We start from the raw sequence: 22,239 nt of genomic DNA on the forward strand, positions 1-22,239 counted from the left end.
TTGCCCCGCGATAGCGTCAAGCCAGGCAATGATGTTGCCCCTGCTGGCGCCATCGCGGGGCAAGCCCGCTCCCACGCTGCCCTGACACTCAACTCCAATTGCAAAGGTTCACCCACGTGCACTCCACCGACGTGATCATCCTCGGCGCCGGCGCCGCCGGCCTGATGTGCGCCCAGCTCAGCGCCCGCCGCGGGCGCCGGGTGCTGCTGCTCGACCACGCCAACAAGCCGGGCAAGAAGATCCTCATGTCCGGCGGCGGGCGCTGCAACTTCACCAACATGTACACCGAGCCGGCCAACTTCCTCTCGCACAACCCGCACTTCTGCAAGTCGGCGCTGGCCCGCTACACCCAGTGGGACTTCATCGAGCTGGTGTGCAAGCACGGCGTGCCGTACCACGAGAAGAAGCTCGGCCAGCTGTTCTGCGACAACAAGTCCAGCGACATCCTCGACATGCTCCTGGCCGAGTGCGACGAGGCTGGCGCCGAGCTGCGCATGAACACCAACATCGAGCGCATCGACAAGACCGAAGGCGGCTATACCCTGCAGACCAGCGCCGGCCCATTCGCCTGCCAGTCGCTGGTGATCGCCACCGGCGGCCTGTCGATCCCGACCTTGGGCGCCACCGGCTTTGGCTACCAGGTCGCCCGCCAGTTCGGCCATGAGCTGCTGCCGACCCGCGCCGGTCTGGTGCCGTTCACCATCACCGAGCCCCAGCTCAAGGCACTGTGCACCGAGCTGTCGGGTACCTCGCTGGACTGCGTCGCCAGCTGCAATGGCACAAGCTTCCGCGAGAACCTGCTGTTCACCCACCGCGGCCTGAGCGGCCCGGCGATCCTGCAGATCTCGTCGTTCTGGGAAGCTGGCGACACGGTGGAGATCAACCTGCTGCCTGATCGCGATGCGCTGGAGTGGCTGCAGGGCCAGCAAGTCGAACGCCCCAACAGCGAACTGAAGACGGTGCTGGGCGAGGTGTTCACCCGCAAGCTGGCTAACCTGCTGGCCGAGCAGTGGTTCGTTTCGAAACCATTGAAGCAGTACACCCCGGCGGAATTGACCCAGATCGCCGAAAAACTGGCGGCCTGGCAGGTTATCCCGGCCGGCACCGAGGGCTATCGCACCGCGGAAGTGACCCTGGGTGGCGTGGACACCCGCGAGGTGTCGTCCAAGACCATGGAATCGCTGAAGAGCCCTGGGCTTTACTTCATCGGCGAGGTGCTGGACGTGAGCGGGCACCTGGGCGGTTTCAACTTCCAGTGGGCCTGGGCTTCGGCCAACGCGGCGGCACAGTTCGTGTAGAGTAGAATCCATTCAGCAGCACGGAACGCTTCTTGCTGGTCTGTGCTTGAGCGCCATTTTTTGGGGCCGCTGTGCGGCCCTATCGCGGCACAAGGCCGCTCCTACAGGAGATCGCGTCCCTCTGTAGGAGCGGCCTTGTGCCGCGAAAGGGCCTCGAAGGTATTCAACTGATCTCAGCCCAGGGCCATCATGTCATCGAGCTCGTTCCGCCATTCATTGCGTCGCCTGTGGGGCCAAGACAAGTTCAGCTACGCCATCCGCGTGACCATCGCCCTCACCGGCAGCATGGCCTGGTGCTGGTACCAGAACGAGATGAGCCTGCTGATTCCCCTGTTCCTCGGCATCATCGCCAGTGCCCTGGCCGAAACCGACGATGGCTGGCAGGGCCGGCTCAGCGCCCTGCTGGTGACCCTGGGCTGCTTCGCCATCGCCGCGCTGTCGGTCGAGCTGCTGTTCCCCTACCCCTGGATCTTCGCCGTCGCCCTGGCCCTGGCGGCGTTTTCCCTGACCATGCTCGGGGCCCTGGGCGAGCGCTACGGGGCGATTGCCTCGGCCACGCTGATCCTGTCGGTCTATACGATGATCGGCGTCGACCAGCGCGGCGGTGAAGTCAGCGATTTCTGGCACGAGCCGTTGCTGCTGGTGGCGGGAGCGGCCTGGTATGGGCTGCTGTCGGTGCTGTGGCAGGCGCTGTTCTCCAACCAGCCGGTGCAACAGAGCTTGGCCAAGTTGTTCTACGAGCTGGGCAGCTACCTCAAGCTCAAGGCCAGCCTGTTCGAGCCGGTGCGCACTCTCGACGTCGAGGCCACGCGCCTGGAACTGGCCAAGCAGAACGGCAGGGTGGTGGCGGCGCTCAACGCGGCCAAGGAAATCATCCTGCACCGGGTCGGCAACAGCCAGCCCAACTCCAAGGTCAGCCGCTACCTCAAGCTGTACTTCCTGGCCCAGGACATCCATGAGCGGGTCAGTGCCTCGCACTACCCCTACAACGCGTTGACCGACGCCTTCTTCCACAGCGATGTGATGTTCCGCTGCCAGCGCCTGCTGCGCAAACAGGGCTCATCCTGCCAGGAGCTGGCCCGCTCGATTCGCCTGCGCCAGCCCTTCGTGCTCGCCAGCGGCTACCCCGAGGCCCTGGAAGACCTCAATGCTTCGCTCGAGCACCTGCGCATCCAAAGCAATCCGGCCTGGCGCGGCCTGCTGCGCTCGCTGCGCGCGCTGGCCGCCAACCTGGCTACCCTCGACCGACTGCTCAGCGCCGCGAGCAACCCGGACAGCCTGGCCGATGCCAGCGACAGCAGCCTGCTCGACCGCTCGCCCCGCAACCTCAAGGACGTGTGGAAACGCCTGCGCACCCAGCTGACGCCGACATCGCTGCTGTTCCGCCACGCCCTGCGCCTGTCGCTGGCGCTGTCGGTGGGCTATGGCATGGTGCACCTGATCCACCCGACCCAGGGCTACTGGATCATCCTCACTACGCTGTTCGTCTGCCAGCCCAACTATGGCGCGACCCGGCGCAAGCTGGTGCAGCGGATCTTCGGCACTGCCATCGGCCTGACCGTGGGCTGGGCGCTGTTCGACCTGTTCCCCAACCCGATCATCCAATCGCTGTTCGCGGTGGTCGCCGGGGTGGTGTTCTTCGTCAACCGCACCACCCGCTACACCCTGGCCACGGCGGCGATCACCCTGATGGTGCTGTTCTGCTTCAATCAGATCGGCGATGGCTACGGCCTGTTCCTGCCACGCCTGTTCGATACCCTGGTGGGCAGCCTGATCGCCATTCTCGCGGTGTTCCTGTTCCTCCCCGACTGGCAGGGCCGACGGCTGAACAAGGTGCTGGCCAACACCCTGGCCTGCGCCAGCGAGTACCTGCGCCAGATCATGCAGCAGTACGCCCACGGTAAGCGCGACGACCTGGCCTATCGCCTGGCCCGGCGCAACGCGCACAACGCCGACGCGGCATTGTCCACCACCTTGGCCAACATGCTGATGGAGCCGGGGCATTTCCGTAAGGAGGCCGATGTCGGCTTCCGCTTCCTGGTGCTGTCACACACCTTGCTCAGCTACCTCTCGGGGCTCGGGGCGCACCGCGACACGGCGCTGCCGACCGAGGTCCACGAGCAGCTGATCGATGGCGCCGGGCGGAGCCTGGCCAGCAGCCTCGACGAAATTGCCAATGGCCTGGCGGCGCGCTTGCCGGTGGCGATCCACAGCGATGCCGAAGAAGCCCTGGCCAATGCGCTGGAGCAGATGCCGGAGGAGCTGGACGAGCATCAGCGGCTGGTGCAGACGCAACTGGCGCTGATCTGCCGGCAACTCGGGCCATTGCGCACCCTGGCAGGGCATCTGATCAAGGAAGGCGAACCCGCCTGATCGACCCGCGATCAAAACCCATGCTGGCGCAGCAACCGGTCGTAACTGCCGTCGGCCTTCATCGCGGCGATGGCCTTCTCGAAGCGGGCGACGATCTTCTGGTGCTCCGGGTGCTTGAGACTGACCAGGATATGCAGGCTGTTCTCGCTCAGCGGCGGATCGACGAACGCCACCCCCTCCCGCACCGGCTGCGGCTCGCGTTGCAGGTTGTAGCGCGCCACGAACTCATCCTCCACCGCCAGGTTGACCCTGCCGGCCGCCAGCATGCGCACCGCGGACGAGAAGCTGCGTACCGGCACCTTGTTCAGGCGCTCGTCGCTGTCGAATTCAGGGGAATAGGCGTAATCGCGCACCACGGCGATGGTGTAGGGGTAGAGGTCGGACTGGCGCGCATAGGCGAACGCCTCGCCCTCACGCTTGAGCAGGCGGATGCGGTTGACCAGGTAGGCATCGGAGAACTGGCCGATCAGGGTTCGCTCGTCGTTGTACCAGGCGTTGATCAGCACGTCGTAGCGCCCCTCGCCCACGCCCATCAGCGCCCTGGCCCAAGGCGCCTCCTCGAACTCGGTGGCGTAGCCGGCACGGGTCAGCGCCGTGGTGACGATGCTGGTGGCCAGGCCGCCACCGGGCATGCTGGTGTCGGTAAAAGGCGGCCAGCTGTCGGCCACCAGCCGCAGCTTGCCCTGGGCCAGGGCAGGCCCCGCGCACAACAGCCCGAGTAAACCAAGAACGCAAAGCAGTGGCCGCATGCTCAAGTCCTTTCGCAATTGGTAACCCACGCGGTAACGGCGATCTTAACGACTACTGCTCTGGCAGCCTACACAAGGCTGAGCGTTGTGGCACGCGACAATACTGTCAAATTGCCTCTATTTTGGCCGGACTGTGGATAATTTCATCGTTCAACCGCGCAGGCGCTCGAAGACCCACTGGGCAATTTGCGCATCCTGCACTGCGACACCGGTCAGGTCGGCCAGGGTAACCTCGTGCTGATCCTGACGCCCAGTGCCCTGGCCAGCCAGCACCGCGCCCAGCTCCAATAGGCGGGAAGGTTCGAGCGCCCCCGCCTTGAGCGCGTGGGAAACCTCGCCATAGGCCCCGCACTGGACCTGCGAGTCGACGATGATTCGCGACATCGAAGCGACCAGCGCCGCATCCAGCTCCTGCTTGCCGACGCAGTCCGCGCCGACCGCCGTGATATGGGTGCCGGGACGAACCCACTCGCGCCTGAGCAACGGCTCACGTGACGGGGTGGTGGTGACGATCAGGTTGGCCGCCTGCGCGACAGCCTGCGGCTGTCCGACCGTCCGCACGCTGAAGCCCAGCGCCCGGGCATGCTCACGGTAGTCCGACAGGCCTTGCTCGCTGCGCCCCCAGACCACCACCTGACGGCAGCTCGTCAGCGGCATCAGGTACTCCAGTTGCAGGCGGGCCTGCAGGCCGGTGCCAAGCACGCCGATGGCCTCGACCTCGCGAGGCGCCAGCAGGCGGGCAACAATGCGCCCGGCCAAGGCTGTGCGCACGGCAGTCAGCCAGCCCTGATCGGCCAGCCATGCAAGCGGTTCACCGGTGCGGGCCGACAGCACCAGCATCAAGCCGTCATTGCTGGGCAGGCCCTTGCCCGGATTGTCGTAGAAACCACTGGAGACCTTGACCACGAAGGTTTCGCCGCCCTCGAGGTAAGCCGATTTGATGCAGCAATCACCATTGGCCTGGCGGAACTGGAAAGTCTGCACCGGCGGGGCCTGCACCTGGCCCGCACTGTAGGCCTTGAAACCGTCCACCAGCCGCCGCTCGATCGCGTCAAGGTCGAGGCAGGCCTTGATCGCCTGCAGGTCGTGGATCTTCATGCGATGGCCTCCAGGTATTTCTCCAACTGGATATTGCGTCCGCACAACACCACCGCCACCTTCTTGCCCTGGTAGCGCCCGGCCAGCTGCTTCATGCCGGCCAGCGCGACGGCGGCAGCGCCTTCGATGATCCAGCGCTCGCACGCAGCGGCATCACGCATGGCCTGCCTGATCTCGTCCTCGCTGACCAGCACGGTGCGCGTCAGCAGGCGCTGGCAGATAGGCAAGGTGACCGCGTCCGTCTCCACGCCCCCAGCGGTGCCGTCGGACAGGGTCGGCAGTTCATCCATCTCGATGATCCGGCCTTGTTCGATGGAGCGTTGCAGGGTCGGCGCGTTGGCCGGCCAGCAGCCGATGATCTGTACCGACGGCGCCAGCTTGTGCAGTGCGGTGGCGATGCCGGAGACCATTCCGCCGCCGCCCACCGCGACGAACACCGCGTCCAGGTCCGGCGCCTGCTCGAACAGTTCCATGCCGATGGTCCCCTGCCCGGCGATGACCTCCAGATCGTTGTAAGGTGAGACGAACGGCTTGTTCTGACGCCCAGCCTCTTCACGAGCCAGTTGCTCCGCCCCCAGCGAATCGACCTCCAGAACCTGCACCTGCGCCCCCAGCAGACGCATCGCCTCGATCTTGGCCGGCGAGGCTTCATCGCTGACATACACCGTCACCGGCACGTCCAGCAGCTGACCGGCCAGGGCAAGCCCTTGCCCATGATTGCCCGAGGAAGCAGCGATAACCCCCCTGCTTCGCTGCGCCTCACCCAGCAGCCGCAGCTTGTTGCTGGCACCGCGAAACTTGAACGAACCGGTCAGCTGGAGGTGTTCGCACTTGAGATGAACGTCGCAGCCGGTCATGGCCGAGAGCGCCAGGCTGCGTGCCAGCGGGGTCACCGGCACCTGCGGGCGCAGGGCCTGATGGGCCTGGAGAATGGACTGGTACAGCTGCTCGAGCGCCAGATCGTCGATAGGCATGGGGTGGAATCTCCTCGGGAAGCGACAGGCAGGCGCCGACGCCAAATGGAATAAAAATCCACCGTAGAATATTTTTCCACCAAGTACAAGCCTGGAAACTATGCCTCCCGAGCGAGCTTCACATACTTGTAAACCGTCGCCCTGCCCATGCCGAGGATATTGGCCACGTAGTCGTATGTGCCACCGCCGCGGAAGGCGCCTTCCCCGTGCAGGGCCTCGACCAGCTCGCGTTTCTGCTCCCGGCTGAGCCCCTCGAGGCTCAAGCCATGCTGCCTGAGCCAGGCATGCAGGAAGGTGTTGATGCGCTCCTGCCAGTCATCACGGAACAGCACGTCTGGCTGGGGCAGCAGGCGGCTGGCCTGGAAGAACAGGTCCAGTGCCTGCTTGGCCTGCTCCAGCACCGAGACATTGAAGTTGATGCACAGCAGCGCCTCGGGAGCACCGGCCTCATCGACCATGACACTGCTGATCGAGCGCACTTTCTGACCGTTCCAGTTGAGTTTCTCGTAGGGCCCCAACGGCGTCGTGGCGCTCAGTTCGCCCGGTAGATCCTCAAGTGCCGAGTCGTCGCCCAACTGCCGCCTGGAAATATTGTTGGCGATATGCACGACCGTCTGGCTGCGCAGGTCGTGGACCACCACTTCGGCATGGGGGAACAACAGGGTCGCGACACCATCGGCCATGGCGGCGTAGTTGCTGAAGCGAGCGTCAATGGCCTTGGCAGACATCCGGAACATCCTGAAAGAGAGGTATGACGTACAGGTGGTAGTGAAACTCAGGGATAACCCAACACTTCGCGCAACTGGCGCAGGTGCTGGATGATCCACTGCTTGTCGATCGCCCCCCAGTCGCGGATGCGGTAGTGCCCGGCATGGTTGCGCGCGCCGGCCTGCTGCTCGAACTCACAGACGATATCCAGGTCGGCCAGGGCGGCGATGGTGTCCTGGGCAGTGCGTCGCGGCATGCCGGTGGCCTCCATCAGCGCTGGCACGCTGGTGGCGGTCTGGCTGTCGATCAGCCAGGCCACGTAGAGGCGGCGATAGAAGCTGCTGCGGGTCTTGCTCACTTCCGTGGTCATGGGGTGCTTGTCCCTCAGGTGTTGCCCGGCAGCTCCCGATAGGTCAGGTAGACGCGCAGGTCGAATTCCAGTTGATGGTAGTCCGGCTCCATGTGCTGGCAGAGCTGGTAGAAGGCCTTGTTGTGGTCGCGCTCCCTCAGGTGCGCCAGCTCATGCACCACGATCATGCGCAGGAACTGCGGCGCCGCCTCGCGAAACAGCGAGGCGACGCGGATTTCCTTCTTCGCCTTGAGCTTGCCGCCCTGCACCCGCGACACCGCCGTGTTCAGGCCCAGCGCCCGGTGGGTAAGGTCCAGGCGGTTGTCGAACAGCACCTTGTCCAGCGGCGGCGCACTGCGCAGGTACTGCTGCTTGATTTCCTGGGCATAGCCGTACAGCGCCTTGTCACTCTGCACGTCATGGCGCTCGGGGTAGCGCTGGCGCAGGTAGTCGCCCAGGCGATCGCTGGCGATCATCTGGCGCACCTGTTCCTGCAGGTGCGGCGGGTAGGCTTGCAGGTAGCGTAAGGCGGTCATGGCAGGCGTTCGGAACGGGAAGACGCGAGTTTAGCCAATCACGACGCCCATGGGAAAACCACCGGGAAGTTGCCAGCATCGCTGGCGGTCAGCGGACGGGCGACCAGGAACCCCTGCACGTAGGCGCAGCCGGCGTCCTTGAGCCATTCTGCCTGGGCCCGGGTCTCCACGCCCTCGGCAATCACGGTGATGTCGTAGGCCGCGCACAGGCCAATGACGCTGCGCACCAGGGCGATATCCGCCGCCGAGTCCGGCAGCCGCGCAACCAGGTGGCGGTCAAGTTTGAGGGTGTCGATGGGCAGGTCGCGCAGCATGCGCAACGAGCAATCGCCGGCACCGAAGTCGTCCAGCGCCACGCGAATACCCAGCTCGCGCAGGCGATGCACCTGCTTCACCGCCGCGTCGATGTTGTACATCAGCGACGTCTCGGCCACCTCAACCTCCAGCTGGGCTGGCAGCAACTGGTGCTTGTCGATCACCTGGGCCAGCTCATCGACCAACCCTGGCATGGTGAACTGGGCGCGGCTCAGGCTGATGCCCAGCACCAGTTGCGAGCCGAAGCGATCGCTCCAGGCATTGCGCTGGGCAGCACCCTTGCGATAGATCCAGCTGGCCAGGCGGTTGATCAGGCGCGCCTCTTCCAACAAGGGAATGAACAGCCCGGGCGGCACATCGCCGACGCTTGGATGCTTCCAGCGCAACAGCGCCTCGAAGCCACGCAACCGGCCATCGGCGAACGCCACCTGGGGCTGGTAGACCAGGCTGAAATCGTTCTGCTCAATGGCCGTGCGCACGCTGTCCTCGAGCATCAACCGCGAGCGGGCACGGCCGTTGAGCTCCTGGTCGTAGAAGCGGTACTGCTGGCGGCCGGCCTGCTTGGCCGCATACATCGCGGCATCGGCCGCCCGCAGCAGGCCTTCCACGTTGGCGCCGCAGTCGGGGTAGGTGGCAATGCCGATGCTCACCCCCAGGTTGACCTCCAGGCCATCCACCTGCTGGAAGCTCGACATCCGCTCCAGCAGCTTCTCGGCATAGCGCCCGGCCTGCTCGGGGTACGGCAGGCCATCGAACAGCGCGGTGAACTCGTCGCCGCCCATCCTGGCCAGCAACGCCTCGCTGCCCAGACACTCCTTGAGCTGGTCGGCCACCCAGCGCAGGACCTTGTCGCCGGCCTCGTGGCCAAGCAGGTCGTTGATCCGCTTGAAGCCGTCCAGATCCATGTACATCAAGGCCTTGGCCTTGTCCGAGCGCTCGTTGCGCAACAGCGCGCTTTCGGCGGCCTGGTAGAAGCCACGGCGATTGAGCAGCCCGGTCAGCGGGTCGGTGACCGCTTGGTACTCGAGCTGCTGGTGCAGGCTGCGCACCACCGACATGTCCAGCACCGTCACCACCATGGCCTTCTGCTCGGCGGGCAACGGCGCGCAGGACAGCGCCACCGGTACCGGCTGGCCGCCGAGGGTGCGCAGCTGGGCGTCGTGCACACGGAAGATCTGCCGGCCCAGGTAGGCCTGGTAGAAATCCGACTCGGGCCACAGGTTGGCGCAGGGCAGCTGGATGAGGTCGAGCATGTGCGCGCCCTGCAGCTTGTCCACCGGGGCATCGAGCAGGCGCGAGATCGCCGGGTTGGCAAAGCCGATGCAGCCCGACTCGTCCACCACCAGGATGCCCTCGGCGGCGTTCTCCAGGATCGAGGCATTGAAGGCCCGCGCCGACTCCAGCTCGCGGGTCAGGCGTTGCAGCATGCGCCGGTTGCGCTGCTGCTCCAGCAGGGCCTGGACCTTGGGCTTGAGAATCTGCGGGTCGAAGGGTTTGAACAGGTAGTCCACCGCGCCGCTGGCATAGCCTTTAAGCACTGCGGCATCGGACTGTTCGTTGGCGGTGAGGAAGATGATCGGGGTCAGCCGCGTGCGTTGGCTGCCGCGCATCAGGCGGGCCACTTCGAAGCCGTCCATCTCAGGCATCTGCACGTCGAGCAGGACCAGGTCGACTTCGTGTTCGAGCAGGGTGCTCAGGGCTTCCATCCCTGAACTGGCGGTCAATACCTGCCAATCCTGGCGGGACAACAGGGCCCGCATGCTGATGAGGTTTTCCGGGTAGTCGTCTACGACCAGCAGCACCGAGCTGCTTTCCGGTGATTGTGAATAAGCGCCATCCATGCTGCTTCTCTTGGTAAGTCCAAACTTCGACTTGTGATTGGATCCGATTGTTACTCTAGACTCGGCACCCGAAGACGCAATGCAGGCAGATGGCCATAAGCCATCCGAACCGATGTTAGCCGACTAACGGTATAAGCGGCGGGCAGGCGACGTACGGGCAAAAAAAAGCCCGCATCGCTGCGGGCTTTTTCGTTGAATGGCGCCGGATCAGTTGATCTTGGCGGCCAGCTCACCCTTGGCGTAACGCTGGAACATGCCTTCCAGGGAGATCGGCTTGATCTTCGAAGCGTTGCCGGCGGTGCCGAAGGCTTCATAGCGAGCGATGCACACGTCGCGCATGGCCTTCACGGTCTCGGCGAAGAACTTGCGTGGGTCGAACTCGCTCGGGTGCTGGGCCATATAGCGGCGGATGGCACCGGTGGAGGCCAGGCGCAGGTCGGTGTCGATGTTGACCTTGCGCACGCCGTACTTGATGCCTTCGACGATCTCTTCGACCGGCACGCCGTAGGTCTCTTTGATCTGGCCGCCGTACTCGTTGATGATCGCCAGCCAGTCCTGCGGCACCGAGGAGGAACCGTGCATCACCAGGTGGGTGTTGGGGATGCGCTTGTGGATTTCCTTGATGCGGTCGATCGCCAGGATGTCACCGGTTGGCGGCTTGGTGAACTTGTAGGCGCCGTGGCTGGTGCCGATGGCGATGGCCAGGGCATCGACCTGGGTCTTCTTGACGAAGTCGGCGGCCTCTTCCGGGTCGGTCAGCATCTGGCTGTGGTCCAGGATGCCTTCGGCGCCGACGCCGTCTTCCTCGCCGGCCTGGCCGGTCTCCAGGCTGCCCAGGCAGCCCAGCTCACCTTCCACCGACACGCCGCAGGCGTGGGCGAACGCCACGGTCTGCTGGGTGACGCGGACGTTGTAGTCGTAGTCGGACGGGGTCTTGCCGTCTTCCTTCAGCGAGCCGTCCATCATCACCGAGCTGAAGCCCAGCTGGATCGAGCGCTGGCACACGTCAGGGCTGGTGCCGTGGTCCTGGTGCATGCACACCGGGATGTGCGGGAACTCTTCGATGGCGGCCAGGATCAGGTGGCGCAGGAACGGGGCACCCGCGTACTTGCGGGCGCCGGCCGAGGCCTGGACGATGACCGGAGAGTCGGTGGCGTCGGCGGCTTCCATGATCGCGCGCATCTGCTCGAGGTTGTTGACGTTGAAAGCCGGAACGCCGTAGCCGAACTCGGCGGCGTGGTCCAGCATCTGGCGCATGCTAATGAGTGCCATTGTGTATCTCTCTCCCGACAAGCGTCGTTTGTTTCATGCAAGCCTGCCGCAGGGGCGGTTGCTGTTCAAGTAGTGTGGGCCATCTACGTGGCCCGGCCAGTCACGGTGCCTTGCAGCCCCGCCCAATCAGATCGTTGGTCGCCACCCAGTACACCAGGCCTTCTTCACCTTTGGTGTGGAAGGCCAGCATGCCATCGCTGTACAGCGCGCCGGAGGCACCCGGTTCGGCCTTGAGCCGATGGACCTGGTCGCCGCCGCCAAGGCGGACATCGACCGCGTCCTGTTGCGCGTCGGCGAAGCGCCACAGCACTTCGGCCTGGCTGTCGCAGACCCAGCGGGTCCAGTTGTCCGCCGGGGCGGGTTGGGCCGGCTGCAACAGCGAGCAGCCTGCCAGGGTCGCCAGGGCCAATACGGCCAGAAGCGCTTTCATCAAACATCCTCGTTACGGGAGCGCTGTACCGGCCTCATCGCCGGGGCAAGCCCGCTCCCACGATGAGTGCGTGGGAGCTGACTTGCCCCGCGATGAGGCCGCAACGACAGCCCCAATGTCCAAGACCACGAAATCCGGCTCAGGTTGCCAGCCACCCGATCAAGGGCAGCCCGGGGCCTTGCGCTGGTGTTCGTCGTCGTACTTTTCCAGGCCGTCCGGGCCCAGGCGCTTATTGATCACCGGTGCCGTCTCCGCCTGCCACTGGGACTGGTAGCAACCGCCCTTGGGCGGCTGCGCCGGATCGGCCTCGCTGCCCTTGTTGCTGGAGCAGGCGCCCAGCAACAAGGCCACGATCATCACAGGCAATTGCTTGACCATCAGGTCGCTCCCTTTGCCAGGCGCCTTCACGCTCAGGCCTTGGCCCGCTCTTCCAGGATTGCCACGGCAGGCAGGACCTTGCCCTCGACGAACTCGAGGAACGCGCCGCCACCGGTAGAAATGTAGGAGATATCGGCACCCACGCCATACTTGTCGATGGCCGCCAGGGTGTCGCCGCCACCGGCGATGGAGAACGCGGCGCTGTCGGCGATGGCCTTGGCCAGGACCTTGGTGCCGTTGCCGAACTGGTCGAACTCGAACACACCGACCGGACCGTTCCACAGGATAGTCTTCGAGGTCTTCAGCAACTCGGCGAACTGCTCGGCGGTCTTCGGGCCGATGTCCAGGATCATGTCGTCGGCGGCCACGTCGGCGATCGCCTTGACGGTGGCTTCGGCGCTTTCGGCGAATTCCTTGGCGACCACCACGTCCACCGGCAGCGGCACGCTGACCTTGGCGGCGATGGCCTTGGCGGTCTCGACCAGGTCAGGTTCGTACAGCGACTTGCCGACCGGGTGACCGGCGGCGGCGAGGAAGGTGTTGGCGATGCCGCCACCGACGATCAGCTGGTCGCAGACCGCGCTCAGGCTGTTCAGAACGTCCAGCTTGGTCGACACCTTGGAACCGGCGACGATGGCGGCCATCGGCTTGGCCGGGGCTTTCAGGGCCTTGCCCAGTGCATCCAGCTCGGCGGCCAGCAATGGGCCAGCGGCGGCGACCTTGGCGAACTTGGCAACACCGTGGGTGGAGCCCTCGGCGCGGTGGGCGGTACCGAAGGCGTCCATGACGAACACGTCGCACAGGGCGGCGTATTTCTGTGCCAACTCGTCGGCGTTCTTCTTCTCGCCCTTGTTGAAGCGCACGTTTTCGAATAGCACCAGGTCACCGGCCTGAACCTGAACGCCGTCGAGGTAATCGGCGACCAGCGGCACGTCGCGGCTCAGGGCCTTGCTCAGGTAGTCGGCAACCGGCTTGAGGCTGTTCTCGGCAGAGAACTCACCTTCGGTCGGGCGGCCCAGGTGCGAGCAGACCATCACCGCCGCGCCCTTCTCCAGGGCCAGCTTGATGGTCGGCAGCGCTGCCAGGATACGCGCGTCGCTGGCCACCACACCGTCCTTCACAGGGACGTTGAGGTCTTCGCGGATCAGTACGCGCTTACCTTGCAGGTCGAGGTCGGTCATCTTCAACACGGTCATGAATGCAGTCCTTCAGGGCTGTTTGCTGCGGGTTGGGTGAACGACGTGCAGATAGTGTTCGGCAACGTCGAGCATACGGTTGGCAAACCCCCATTCGTTGTCGAACCAGGCCAGCAGGTTCACCAGGCGGGGGCCTGAGACGCGGGTCTGGCTGGCATCGACGATGGCCGAATGCGGGTCATGGTTGAAATCACAGCTGGCGTGGGGCAGCTCGGTGTAGGCCAGCAAGCCTTTCAGCGGGCCGTCCAGGGCGGCCTCGCGCAGCACCCGGTTGACTTCCTCGGTGCTGGTATCACGGGAAGTCTGCAGGGTGATGTCCAGGCACGAGACGTTGACGGTCGGCACGCGTACCGCTTTGGCCTGGATTCGCCCGGCAAGTTCCGGCAGCAGGCGCTCGATACCCCGGGCCAGGCCCGTGGACACCGGAATCACCGACTGGAACGCCGAACGGGTGCGGCGCAGGTCTTCGTGATGGTAGGCGTCGATCACCGGCTGGTCGTTCATCGCCGAGTGGATGGTGGTGATCTGCACGTATTCGATGCCGAAGGCCTGGTCCAGCACGCGCAGCAGCGGCACGCCGCAGTTGGTGGTGCAGGAGGCGTTGGACACCAGCAGTTCGCTGCCGGTCAGGCAATCCTGGTTGACGCCGTAGACCACCGTGGCGTCGATGTCCGCCTCGCTGGCCATGGGCTGGGAAAACAGCACCCGCGGCGCACCGGCATCGAGGAAGCGCTGGCCGTCGGCACGGGTGTGGTAGGCACCGGAGCATTCCAGCACCAGGTCGATGTCCAGGGCGGCCCAGTCGATGCCTTCCGGGGTGGCGCTGCGCAGCACCTTCACGCAGTCGCCATTGATATGCAGACAGTCGCCGTCGACCTTCACCTCGCCGGGGAAGCGCCCGTGGGTGGAGTCGAAACGCGTCAGGTATTCCAGGCTGGCCTGGTCGGCCAGGTCGTTCAGCGCGACGATCTCGAAACCGGCCTTCGCCCCCCGCTCGAACAGTGCGCGCAGGACACAGCGGCCGATGCGGCCGTAACCGTTGAGTGCAACTTTGTAGGGACGCGGGTGGGGCATAGGTAGCTCTTGAACTCCGGCGGTTGAACGGGGCCGCTGCGCGGCCCATTCGCGGCACAAGGCCGCTCCTACAGGAAACGGCGTGCGCAATGCCCTGTAGGAGCGGCCTTGTGCCGCGAACGAGGGCCAAAGGCCCTCGCCTTACCTGTATCAGTCTTCCAGCAGCTCTTCGGCGGTGCCCAGGATGTTGTCCAGGGTGAAGCCGAACTCCTCGAACAGCGCGCTGGCCGGGGCCGACTCGCCGTAGGTGGTCATGCCGATCACGCGGCCTTCGAGGCCGACGTACTTGTACCAGAAGTCGGCGTGAGCGGCTTCGATGGCGATACGCGCGCCAACTTCCAGCGGCAGTACCGACTGCTTGTAGGCTGCGTCCTGGGCGTCGAACACGCTGGTGCTCGGCATCGAAACGACGCGGACCTTGCGGCCTTCGGCGGTCAGCTTGTCGAAGGCCTGAACGGCCAGGCCCACTTCGGAACCAGTGGCGATCAGGATCAGCTCAGGCTCGCCGGCGCAGTCCTTGAGCACGTAACCGCCACGGGCGATATCGGCGATCTGCTGGGCGTCGCGGGTCTGGTGCTGCAGGTTCTGGCGCGAGAAGATCAGTGCCGACGGGCCGTCCTTGCGCTCCAGGGCGGCTTTCCAGGACACGGCGGATTCCACCGCGTCGGCCGGACGCCAGGTGTCCAGGTTCGGCGTGCTGCGCAGGCTGGTCAGCTGCTCGATTGGCTGGTGGGTCGGACCGTCTTCGCCCAGGCCGATGGAGTCGTGGGTGTAGACGTGGATCACGCGCTGCTTCATCAGCGCCGACATGCGCACGGCGTTGCGGGCGTATTCCATGAACATCAGGAAGGTGGCGCCGTAAGGCACCAGGCCGCCGTGCAGGGCGACGCCGTTCATGATGGCGGTCATGCCGAACTCGCGCACGCCGTAGAACACGTAGTTGCCGCTGGCATCGTTGGCTTCGACGCCCTTGCAGCCTTTCCACAGGGTCAGGTTGGAGCCGGCCAGGTCGGCGGAGCCGCCAAGGAACTCGGGCAGCAGCGGGCCGAAGGCGTTCAGGGTGTTCTGGCTGGCCTTGCGGCTGGCGATGGTCTCGCCCTTTGCAGCAACTTCGTTGATGTAGGCCTGGGCCTTCTCGGAGAAGTCGGCCGGCAGGTCGCCGGCGGCGCGGCGCTTGAACTCGGCAGCCAGCTCAGGATAGGCCTTGGCGTAGGCATCGAAGCGCTGATTCCACTCGGCTTCGACCTTGGCGCCAGCTTCCTTGGCATCCCACTCGGCCTTGATGTCGGCCGGGATTTCGAACGGGCCGTGGTTCCAGTTCAGTTCCTTGCGGGCCAGGGCGATTTCGTCGTTGCCCAGCGGTGCGCCGTGGCAGTCTTCCTTGCCCTGCTTGTTCGGCGAGCCGAAGCCGATGATGGTCTTGCAGCAGATCAGGGTCGGACGGTCGCTCTTGCGCGCGGTCTCGATGGCGGTCTTGATCTCGTCGGCGTCGTGGCCGTTGACGTTGCGGATCACCAGCCAGTTGTAGGCCTCGAAGCGCGCCGGGGTGTTGTCGGTGAACCAGCCGTGGACTTCGCCGTCGATGGAGATGCCGTTGTCGTCGTAGAAGGCAACCAGCTTGTTCAGGCCCAGGGTGCCGGCCAGCGAGGCGACTTCATGGGAGATGCCTTCCATCATGCAGCCGTCGCCGAGGAACACGTAGGTGTTGTGGTCGACGATGTCGTGGCCTTCACGGTTGAACTGGGCACCCAGCACTTTTTCCGCCAGGGCGAAGCCCACGGCGTTGGCCAGGCCTTGGCCCAGCGGGCCGGTGGTGGTCTCGACGCCCGGGGTGTAACCGAACTCCGGGTGGCCCGGGGTGCGGCTGTGCAGCTGGCGGAAGGCCTTGAGGTCGTCGATGGTGACGTCGTAGCCGGTCAGGTGCAGCAGCGAGTAGATCAGCATCGAGCCGTGGCCGTTGGACAGCACGAAACGGTCGCGGTCGGCGAAGCTTGGGTTGCTCGGGTTGTGCTTCAGGTAGTCGCGCCAAAGCACTTCGGCGATATCCGCCATACCCATGGGGGCACCTGGGTGGCCGCTGTTGGCCTTTTGCACGGCATCCATGCTGAGGGCACGAATGGCGTTGGCACGTTCACGACGGCTGGGCATCGCTGAGTCTCCTGGGGCTTGAAATAGGTGGTGAAGCGAAAAAAGGCGGCCATTTTCGCCCACAGGGGGGGCCGGGGGCAATGACGTATGGTCGCAGTCGGGCTTTTTTCCTGTGATTGGCGGGGAAAAGAGTAAAAAAGCGGGGTCGTGGGAGCGGGCTTGCCCCGCGATTGCGTCAGATTGGACGGAGGAAGTACCAGGGCGAGCGCCATCGCGGGGCAAGCCCGCTCCCACGATCAGCCCCACGAGGCCATCGGTCAGGCAATATCAAAACTTTTTGATATTGCTATTGCGACGACAGCATCCCCTGTCTAGACTCCCGCCCCATGAACCTCAATGCGCCCATCACCCCACAACGCAGCGACGAGCTGGCCGCCCTGTGCAAGGCCGGCGGCGACCCCCTGCGCCTGAACGTGCTGCGCGCATTGGCCAATGATTCGTTCGGCGTGCTGGAGCTGGCGCAGATCTTCGACATCGGCCAGTCGGGCATGAGCCATCACCTGAAGGTGCTGGCCCAGGCCGAACTGGTGGCGACCCGCCGCGAAGGCAACGCGATCTTCTACCGCCGCGCCCTGCCCGACAGCCAGCGCCTGGGCGGTCGCCTGCATTCGGCGCTGCTCGAGGAGGTCGATGACCTCGCCCTGCCTCAAGCGGTACTGGCTCGCATCGCCCAGGTCCAGCAGCGTCGCGCCGCCACCAGCCAGGATTTCTTCCTGCGCGTGGAAGAGAAGTTCCGTGCCCAGCAGGACCTGATCGCCGGCCTGCCGCAATACCGCGAGAGCCTGCTGGCGCTGCTCGACAAGCTGAGCTTCGAGGCCGGTGCCAGCGCCTTGGAGGTCGGCCCCGGCGACGGCGGTTTCCTGCCCGACCTGGCCAGACGCTTCGAGCAGGTCACGGCCATGGACAACAGCCCGACCATGCTCGAGCTGGCCCGCCAGGTCTGCGAGCGCAACGAATTGAGTAACGTAAACCTGCAGTTGGCCGATGCACTGGGTGCAACGGATGTGGAAGCCGACTGCGTTGTGCTGAACATGGTCCTGCACCATTTCAGCGATCCGGCCCAGGCCCTGCGCCTGCTGGCCAGACGGGTGAAGGCGGGCGGCAGCCTGCTGGTCACCGAACTGTGCAGCCATGACCAGGGGTGGGCGCGCGAAGCCTGCGGCGACCTGTGGCTTGGCTTCGAGCAGGACGACCTGGCCCGTTGGGCCAACGCGGCAGGGCTGGCCCCCGGGGACAGCCTCTACGTGGGCTTGCGTAACGGTTTCCAGATCCAGGTCCGGCACTTCCAGCGGACCACTGGCGACATACAACATCGGTAAATTTCAGGAACCCATCGAGATGAGCGAATACTCCCTTTTCACCTCCGAGTCCGTGTCCGAAGGGCATCCGGACAAGATCGCCGACCAGATCTCCGACGCGGTGCTGGACGCCATCATCGCCCAGGACAAGTACGCCCGCGTGGCCTGCGAGACCCTGGTCAAGACCGGTGTCGCCATCATCGCCGGTGAAGTCACCACCTCGGCCTGGGTCGACCTGGAAGAGCTGGTGCGCAAAGTGATCATCGACATCGGTTACAACAGCTCCGATGTCGGCTTCGACGGCGCCACCTGCGCCGTGATGAACATCATCGGCAAGCAGTCGGTGGATATCGCCCAGGGCGTCGATCGCTCGCGCCCGGAAGACCAGGGCGCCGGCGACCAGGGCCTGATGTTCGGCTACGCCAGCAACGAAACCGACGTGCTGATGCCGGCGCCGATCTGCTTCTCGCACCGCCTGGTCGAGCGCCAGGCCGAAGCGCGCAAGTCCAAGCTGCTGCCATGGCTGCGCCCGGACGCCAAGTCCCAGGTCACCTGCCGCTATGAAAACGGCAAGGTCGTAGGCATCGATGCCGTCGTCCTGTCGACCCAGCACAACCCTGAAGTGTCGCAGAAAGACCTCCAGGAAGCGGTGATGGAGCTGATCGTCAAGCACACCCTGCCGGCCGAGCTGCTGCACAAGGACACCCAGTACCACATCAACCCGACCGGCAACTTCATCATCGGTGGCCCGGTGGGCGACTGCGGCCTGACCGGACGCAAGATCATCGTCGACAGCTACGGCGGCATGGCCCGCCACGGTGGTGGCGCGTTCTCCGGCAAGGACCCGTCCAAGGTCGACCGTTCGGCCGCCTACGCCGGCCGCTACGTGGCCAAGAACATCGTTGCCGCGGGCCTCGCCGAGCGCTGCGAGATCCAGGTGTCCTACGCCATCGGCGTGGCCCAGCCGACTTCCATCTCGATCAACACCTTCGGTACCGGCAAGGTTTCCGACGACAAGATCATCCAGCTGGTGCGCGAGTGCTTCGACCTGCGTCCGTACGCCATCACCACCATGCTCGACCTGCTGCATCCGATGTACCAGGAAACCGCCGCCTACGGTCACTTCGGCCGTACGCCGCAGCAGAAGACCGTCGGTGACGACACCTTCACCACCTTCACCTGGGAGCGCACCGACCGCGCCGCCGCCCTGCGCGACGCCGCTGGCCTGTAAGCCTCCTACAGCAGTAACGGAAAGCCCCTGCCGAGTGATCGGCAGGGGCTTTTTTGTGACATATCGGCTGACAAATCACCGCCGTTGCCAACGCCGCCGCCCGCCTAGGCTGAGGACTCCTTCCCGCCTCGCAAGGATGCCGGCCATGCCGTTGCTGCTGATACTCATAGCGCTGCTGTTGCACCACTCCATCGCCCAGGCGAGCGCGTGCCCGGCCTGGGGCACCGCGCAGGCCGAAGCCGAGATCGCACAACTGCGTGCCACCCTCGCTCATTGGGATGACCAGTACCATCGCCTGGGTATCGCCCTGGTGGCCGACGAACTCTACGATCAAAGCCGCCAGCACCTGCTGGAACTTCAAGCCTGCTTTGGCCTTTCCCACGACGAAGCGCCGCTGGCGAGCGCCCGCGGCACTATCCCTCACCCCATCCCCCACACCGGTGTCGACAAGCTTGCCGACGAGCAGGCCGTAGCCCGATGGCTGCAGGGCAAACGCGACGTCTGGATGCAGCCGAAGGTCGACGGCGTCGCGGTGTCGCTGATCTATCGCCAGGGACAACTGACGGGTCTGCTCAGCCGTGGCGATGGCACGCTGGGGCACGACTGGAGCCGGCACATCCCCATGCTGAGCGGCATCGCGCGGCAACTTTCCCAACCGCTGGACGCGGTGTTCCAGGGCGAGCTGTACTGGCGCCTGGACGACCATGTGCAGGCCGAGGCAGGCAGTGCCAATGCACGCGGCACCGTCGCCGGGCTGCTGGCGCGCAAACGGATGACCGAGGAACAAGGCGAAGGCATCGGACTCTTCGTCTGGGACTGGCCGCACGGCCCGGATAACCAGGCCGAGCGCCTGGCACGCCTGGCAGTGCTTGGCTTCCCCGACAGCCAGCGCTTGAGCGTGGCCATCGAGGGCGTTGCCGAGGCGACGCGCTGGCGTCAGCACTGGTACCGCTCGCCCCTGCCCTTCGCCACCGACGGCGTGATCCTGCGCCAGGAAAGCCGTCCCCCGGCACAGCGCTGGCGCGCCCAGGCACCCTACTGGATCGCTGCCTGGAAGTATCCGTTCGCCCAGGCGCTGGCGCAGGTCAGGGATGTGCAGTTCCGAATCGGCCGTACCGGGCGCATCACGCCCTTGCTGCAGTTACAACCGGTGACCCTGGACGACCGCCGGATCAGCCAGCTCAGTCTCGGCTCGCTGGCGAGCTGGAAACAGCTGGACGTTCGCCCCGGTGACCAGATAGCGGTCAGCCTGGCCGGCCTGACCATTCCACGTCTGGAAAGCGTGGTGCATCGTGCCGCGCGACGCCCCATCGTGCAGGCTCCGGATCCGGCGACCTATCACGCTCTCAGTTGCTGGCAGGCCGACAAGGACTGCCAGCAGCAGTTCCTTGCCCGCCTGGCCTGGCTGGGCGGCAAGCAGGGCCTCGACCTGCCAGGCCTGGGGGCCGAAACCTGGAAGCACCTCGTCGAGAGTGGCCATATCGTGCAACTGACTGATTGGCTGAGCCTCGAACAGGACCAATTGCTCAAGGTACCTGGGATCGCCCAGGCTCGAGCCAGGCAATTGCAGACTGCTTTCGCCCAGGCCCGCCGCCAGCCTTTCCAGCGTTGGCTACGAGGCCTCGGCGTACCCGCACCGTCCAGCCTGCAAATGGGCCCCGACTGGCACACACTGGCATCCAGAAACATCGAGCAATGGCTTGCCGAACCTGGCGTCGGGCCTGGTCGAGCAGAGCAATTGCAGGCTTTTTTCGCCCACGAGCGGGTTCAGGCGCTGGCCCGAAACCTGCGCGCCCATGCAATCGAGGGTTTCTAATTTGCGCGGATCAGGGCAGCATTTCGCTTTCTGTTGCCCAGCCCCGAATGGAGCCCCCGATGAAACTGCTTTCGTCCCTCGCCCTGTCCACCCTGCTCGGCTTCGTCGCCAGCCCGCTGCTGGCCGCCGAAGAGCAGCCGGGCCTGACCGGTTGCGCGGCCAAGCGCCAGGCCATCAGCGAACAGATCGAACAAGCCCGCGCCCATGGCAACAGCGACCAGCAGGCGGGGCTGGAAAAGGCCTTGAGCGAAGTCACCGAACACTGCACCGATGCCGGCCTGCGCAAGGAGCGCGAACAGAAGGTGCTCGACGCTCGCCATGAGGTGAACCAGCGCACCAAGGATCTGGACAAGGCCATGAAGAAGGGCGACGCGGAGAAGATCAACAAGCGCAAGGACAAGCTGGCCGAGGCGAAGAAGGAGCTGCAGGAAGCCGTGGACGAGCTCGAACGCTAGCCGACCGGTCTTATGTGTACGAACCGTGGGAGCGGGCCTGCCCCGCGATGACGTCAGCCCAGGCAACGTCACTGGCCGATCCGACGCCATCGCGTGGCAAGCCCGCTCCCACGAGCCCGCACCCACAACGGCCCACTCGCTCAGTGATTGCGAAACTCGCTATGACAGGCCTTGCACGCCGCCTCGACCCTGTCCATCGGCGCCTTCACCTGCGCCGCATCCAGCGGCTGGGCACGGGTCACCGCGACCAACTCGCCGGTGACGCCCTCCAGTTGCCGGGCCAGGTCCTGGAACCGCGCCTGGCGCTCCCAGACCTCGGCCCGCGCGCTGCTGTCGCCCGCGTCGCGCACCTGCGGGAAATGCTGCCACGGCGCGTGGGCCAGGCTGTCCAGCTTCGCCGCACCATCGGCGAACTTCACGCCGTCGAAGGGCAGGCGCCCGCGCAGCATGCCGCCCATGTCTTCGCTGGTCTTGAGCATCTGCTTGAAGATCGCCTTGCGCTGGCCCAGCGGCGAGTTGGGATCAACGCCGTCACAGGCACTCAGGGCAAGGGCGGCGAGCAGTACTACGGTCAATCGCTTGAACATCACGGTCTCTTCGGCCAGGAAAACGGGCGGCCAGTATCGCCGCCTCGCGGGCAAAGACCAATAGCCACACAGAAAACAGGGGTGAATCTTCATGCTTCGCCCCCTACAGGATC

The 22,239-nt window shown here is 65.2% G+C and carries 20 protein-coding genes; 6 read left to right on the plus strand and 14 right to left on the minus strand.

Going from position 1 to position 22,239, the window contains the following annotated elements; translation table 11 throughout:
- Nucleotides 1–116: 116 nt before the first annotated feature.
- Together VUG52_RS24720 and yccS are read left to right on the plus strand one after the other, a co-directional pair.
- Nucleotides 117–1,298 carry an NAD(P)/FAD-dependent oxidoreductase gene (locus VUG52_RS24720; protein ID WP_331832204.1) on the plus strand — a complete coding sequence of 394 codons (1,182 nt, stop codon included), beginning with the start codon at nt 117–119 and terminating at the stop codon, nt 1,296–1,298.
- A 189-nt stretch (nt 1,299–1,487) separates the two neighbouring features.
- Nucleotides 1,488–3,671 (plus strand): YccS family putative transporter, encoded by a 2,184-nt coding sequence (gene yccS / locus VUG52_RS24725; RefSeq protein WP_050707208.1) that lies wholly within the window; start codon nt 1,488–1,490, stop codon nt 3,669–3,671.
- 11 nt (nt 3,672–3,682) lie between these two features.
- On the opposite strand, the gene VUG52_RS24730 is transcribed toward yccS, so the two are convergent.
- From VUG52_RS24730 to tkt, 13 genes are all read right to left on the minus strand, one after another.
- Nucleotides 3,683–4,420 carry a substrate-binding periplasmic protein gene (locus tag VUG52_RS24730; protein ID WP_050707209.1) on the minus strand — a complete coding sequence of 246 codons (738 nt, stop codon included), beginning with the start codon at nt 4,418–4,420 and terminating at the stop codon, nt 3,683–3,685.
- Between the two features lie 150 nt (nt 4,421–4,570).
- Complete coding sequence (locus tag VUG52_RS24735; RefSeq protein WP_331832205.1) at nt 4,571–5,518, minus strand: ornithine cyclodeaminase family protein; 948 nt, start codon at nt 5,516–5,518, stop codon at nt 4,571–4,573.
- Nucleotides 5,515–6,492 (minus strand): threonine/serine dehydratase, encoded by a 978-nt coding sequence (locus VUG52_RS24740; RefSeq protein WP_050707211.1) that lies wholly within the window; start codon nt 6,490–6,492, stop codon nt 5,515–5,517. The genes VUG52_RS24735 and VUG52_RS24740 overlap by 4 nt, the downstream gene beginning before the upstream one ends.
- 98 nt (nt 6,493–6,590) lie before the next feature.
- A complete protein-coding gene (locus VUG52_RS24745) occupies nt 6,591–7,220 on the minus strand; it encodes a helix-turn-helix transcriptional regulator (RefSeq protein WP_050707212.1) in 630 nt (209 codons plus the stop codon).
- A gap of 47 nt (nt 7,221–7,267) precedes the next feature.
- Nucleotides 7,268–7,570, minus strand: coding sequence for a winged helix-turn-helix domain-containing protein (locus VUG52_RS24750; protein ID WP_028688318.1), 303 nt, complete (start codon nt 7,568–7,570; stop codon nt 7,268–7,270).
- Nucleotides 7,571–7,584: 14 nt separating this feature from the next.
- Nucleotides 7,585–8,085, minus strand: coding sequence for a M48 metallopeptidase family protein (locus tag VUG52_RS24755; protein ID WP_023631708.1), 501 nt, complete (start codon nt 8,083–8,085; stop codon nt 7,585–7,587).
- A 38-nt stretch (nt 8,086–8,123) separates the two neighbouring features.
- On the minus strand, nt 8,124–10,241 hold the full coding sequence (locus VUG52_RS24760; protein ID WP_050707213.1) for a putative bifunctional diguanylate cyclase/phosphodiesterase: 2,118 nt from the start codon (nt 10,239–10,241) through the stop codon (nt 8,124–8,126).
- Between the two features lie 207 nt (nt 10,242–10,448).
- A complete protein-coding gene (gene fba, locus VUG52_RS24765) occupies nt 10,449–11,513 on the minus strand; it encodes a class II fructose-bisphosphate aldolase (protein WP_050707214.1) in 1,065 nt (354 codons plus the stop codon).
- 100 nt (nt 11,514–11,613) lie between these two features.
- Nucleotides 11,614–11,943: an MliC family protein gene (locus VUG52_RS24770; RefSeq protein ID WP_050707215.1), complete on the minus strand. Its 330-nt coding sequence runs from the start codon at nt 11,941–11,943 to the stop codon at nt 11,614–11,616.
- 159 nt (nt 11,944–12,102) lie between these two features.
- The gene (locus VUG52_RS24775) at nt 12,103–12,321 is read right to left on the minus strand and encodes a hypothetical protein (RefSeq protein ID WP_050707230.1); all 219 of its coding nucleotides are present in this window, start codon (nt 12,319–12,321) and stop codon (nt 12,103–12,105) included.
- A 32-nt stretch (nt 12,322–12,353) separates the two neighbouring features.
- On the minus strand, nt 12,354–13,517 hold the full coding sequence (locus VUG52_RS24780; protein WP_050707216.1) for a phosphoglycerate kinase: 1,164 nt from the start codon (nt 13,515–13,517) through the stop codon (nt 12,354–12,356).
- A 12-nt stretch (nt 13,518–13,529) separates the two neighbouring features.
- Entirely contained in the window at nt 13,530–14,591 is a 1,062-nt protein-coding gene (gene epd / locus VUG52_RS24785; protein ID WP_050707217.1) for an erythrose-4-phosphate dehydrogenase, read from the minus strand.
- Between the two features lie 150 nt (nt 14,592–14,741).
- Nucleotides 14,742–16,739, minus strand: a complete 1,998-nt coding sequence (gene tkt, locus VUG52_RS24790) for a transketolase (RefSeq protein ID WP_050707218.1) — start codon at nt 16,737–16,739, stop codon at nt 14,742–14,744.
- A gap of 326 nt (nt 16,740–17,065) precedes the next feature.
- On the opposite strand from tkt, the gene VUG52_RS24795 reads away from it, so the two are divergent.
- The 4 genes from VUG52_RS24795 (at nt 17,066) to VUG52_RS24810 (ending at nt 21,539) form a co-directional block, all read left to right on the plus strand.
- Complete coding sequence (locus VUG52_RS24795) at nt 17,066–18,058, plus strand: ArsR/SmtB family transcription factor (RefSeq protein ID WP_050707219.1); 993 nt, start codon at nt 17,066–17,068, stop codon at nt 18,056–18,058.
- Between the two features lie 19 nt (nt 18,059–18,077).
- Nucleotides 18,078–19,268: a methionine adenosyltransferase gene (gene metK, locus VUG52_RS24800; protein ID WP_050707220.1), complete on the plus strand. Its 1,191-nt coding sequence runs from the start codon at nt 18,078–18,080 to the stop codon at nt 19,266–19,268.
- Nucleotides 19,269–19,413: 145 nt separating this feature from the next.
- Nucleotides 19,414–21,084 carry an NAD-dependent DNA ligase LigB gene (gene ligB / locus VUG52_RS24805; RefSeq protein WP_331832206.1) on the plus strand — a complete coding sequence of 557 codons (1,671 nt, stop codon included), beginning with the start codon at nt 19,414–19,416 and terminating at the stop codon, nt 21,082–21,084.
- Nucleotides 21,085–21,143: 59 nt separating this feature from the next.
- Nucleotides 21,144–21,539 (plus strand): DUF1090 domain-containing protein, encoded by a 396-nt coding sequence (locus tag VUG52_RS24810; RefSeq protein WP_186715860.1) that lies wholly within the window; start codon nt 21,144–21,146, stop codon nt 21,537–21,539.
- A 140-nt stretch (nt 21,540–21,679) separates the two neighbouring features.
- On the opposite strand, the gene VUG52_RS24815 is transcribed toward VUG52_RS24810, so the two are convergent.
- Nucleotides 21,680–22,126, minus strand: a complete 447-nt coding sequence (locus VUG52_RS24815) for a c-type cytochrome (protein ID WP_050707223.1) — start codon at nt 22,124–22,126, stop codon at nt 21,680–21,682.
- Nucleotides 22,127–22,239 lie beyond the last annotated feature (113 nt).

Source organism: Pseudomonas sp. LH21 (assembly GCF_036549575.1).
Classification (GTDB): Bacteria; Pseudomonadota; Gammaproteobacteria; order Pseudomonadales; family Pseudomonadaceae; genus Aquipseudomonas; species Aquipseudomonas peradeniyensis.